The 2,017-nt window shown below is 58.9% G+C and carries 3 protein-coding genes and 1 pseudogene; 2 read left to right on the top strand and 2 right to left on the bottom strand.

All coding sequences use genetic code 11. The features are described 5' to 3' along the window. Both A2I95_RS33870 and A2I95_RS33865 read right to left on the bottom strand, forming a co-directional pair. Nucleotides 1-496, bottom strand: a 496-nt coding sequence (locus A2I95_RS33870; protein WP_291736863.1) for a transglycosylase domain-containing protein, incomplete at its 3' end; no start/stop codon positions are given. Between the two features lie 96 nt (nt 497-592). Continuing rightward, a complete protein-coding gene (locus tag A2I95_RS33865) occupies nt 593-1,207 on the bottom strand; it encodes a metallophosphoesterase (protein ID WP_291736860.1) in 615 nt (204 codons plus the stop codon). A gap of 24 nt (nt 1,208-1,231) precedes the next feature. Between A2I95_RS33865 and A2I95_RS33860 the strand changes: the two are divergent. Both A2I95_RS33860 and A2I95_RS33855 read left to right on the top strand, forming a co-directional pair. Continuing rightward, nucleotides 1,232-1,576, top strand: a pseudogene (locus tag A2I95_RS33860) (N-acetylmuramoyl-L-alanine amidase); the annotation flags it as partial. A 9-nt stretch (nt 1,577-1,585) separates the two neighbouring features. Continuing rightward, nucleotides 1,586-2,017, top strand: a 432-nt coding sequence (locus A2I95_RS33855; protein ID WP_291736858.1) for a metallophosphoesterase, incomplete at its 3' end; no start/stop codon positions are given.

Raw genomic sequence — 2,017 nt, 5'->3', positions numbered from 1 at the left:
GGATCCGTTCTTTATCAAGCGTCTCCTCCAGCCGGGTGGCGAGGATGATCTCCTTGATCTTGCGCTCGGCGCGGCGGTCGCCGGACAGCAGGAAATTCTTCATCACCTGCTGGGTGATGGTCGAAGCCCCCCGCACGTTTGACCCGCGCGATTGCACCGCTTCGATTGCGGCAGCAGCGATACCACGGGTATCATACCCCTTGTGGTGGTAAAAATTCTTGTCCTCGGCGCTGATAAAGGCCTGTTTGATCATGTCCGGGATATCCTCGGACGGGGTGAACAATCGCCGCTCTTTGGCGAATTCGTCAATCAAAGTGCCCTTGCCAGAATAGATTCGGCTGATGGTGGGCGGCTGATATTGCGCCAAGGATTCATGGCTGGGCAGATCACGCCCATACATCCAGAAGATACCACCGATAGTTACGGCCACCATGGCAATGCCCAGCGTCACTGTGCTGAAGATCGAGCCGAAGAAAGATAGAATGAACCTGAGCACAGCAAAGCCTCTATTGCGCGGTGAGGTTTATATAGGGCCGCAGAGGCACCGGGTCAAAAGCTGATACGGCGGATATATGCCGGATTGGGGCAAAATTTACCCCTTCACAGTTGGCCCACCGGTCTCATACGAACAAAACTGTAAATCCTGCACAATGACCTGACCTTGCTCGACCATTACAACCCCCAGACCTGGGGCTTCCTGGGCAGGCGTGAAACTGTCCCAATCCCAGCGAGGCACAGGGGGCGGGGCCTGGTACAACACGGCACGTTGGGTGCGAAACCCGATGCCCTGTACCGTGCCGGAAACCGGCCTGTGCACATGCCCAGCAAGGATCTGCACGACATTGGGGAACCGCGCGAGCAGTTCCAGCACTTGGAGTCCGTTTTGCAGCATGTCCTGATCCAGAACGCCCAGACCCAAGGTCAAAGGGGGGTGGTGCATTGCCACAACCACGGGACGCCCTTTTGCCGCCAGCAATTGTTGCTCGAGCCACCCCAGACGTTCTGTGCATAAGATCCCCGCATCATTCCCGGGGATCAATGTGTCCAGACATAATAGCACGGTCTCGCCCAGCTCGACGACATACTGACAAAACCCCTGCATAACCTCTCCCGGCAGGACCATGGCCGCACGCATCATTGCCCGATCATCGTGATTGCCCACCATCGCAGCCACCGGCATTCCCAGATCATCCAACTGCGCCGCCAAAGCCTGATACTCCTCGGGACGGGCAACATCGACCAAATCGCCCGTGATCAGGTTACGGATGTGTTGCTGGATCTGGCGCGTCAAGAAACCCGCCCACGAACCTTTGCGTTGGCTTCGGCGTTGGTGGAGGCGATGGCGCAGACGGGGGGGCCGATGAACCGGCGCCCGCTGCGCAAGGCCGGGTTTTCTGTGCTGAAGTCCGCTGATATTCCTTCGGTACTGGTCGAGATCGGCTTTTTGTCCAGCAAGCGGGACCTTGATAACCTTGTGGATCCGGATTGGCGGGCCAAGGCCGCGCGCGGCATTCTGAACGGGTTGATCAACTGGCGCGCCCAGGACGACGCCCGCCGCGCGCTGGTGCGGCAATAAGGGGGCATCATGAAACTGATCTGGATGTCCGATCTGCATTTCGAGGCTGAGGGCCTGGTGCTGGGCCACAACCCGCGTTTGCGGCTGCAGGCAGCGGTAGATTTTATCGCTGAGCACCATTCGGATGCCGCCGGGTGTCTGATCACCGGTGATCTGGTGGAAACCGGGTCGGTTCAGAATTACCAGGCGTTGAAGGGATTTCTTGACGGTTTGCCGATGCCGGTTCTGCCAATGACCGGCAATCATGATGACCGCGCTGTGCTGCGTGCAGTGCTGCCTTTGCCGGGCACTGCCATGCCGGACTTCATTCAGTACCGCACAGATTTCGGGGATCTTTCTATCATGTGCCTGGATACGCTGAATCCGGGCGCGGCTGCCGGCGCCCTCTGCGCAGAGCGGATGGACTGGCTGAAGGCAGAACTGGGCGCGCTGAACGGGCGG

Source organism: Leisingera sp. F5, assembly GCF_001593695.1.
This window is presented reverse-complemented; position numbering and strand designations above follow the sequence as displayed.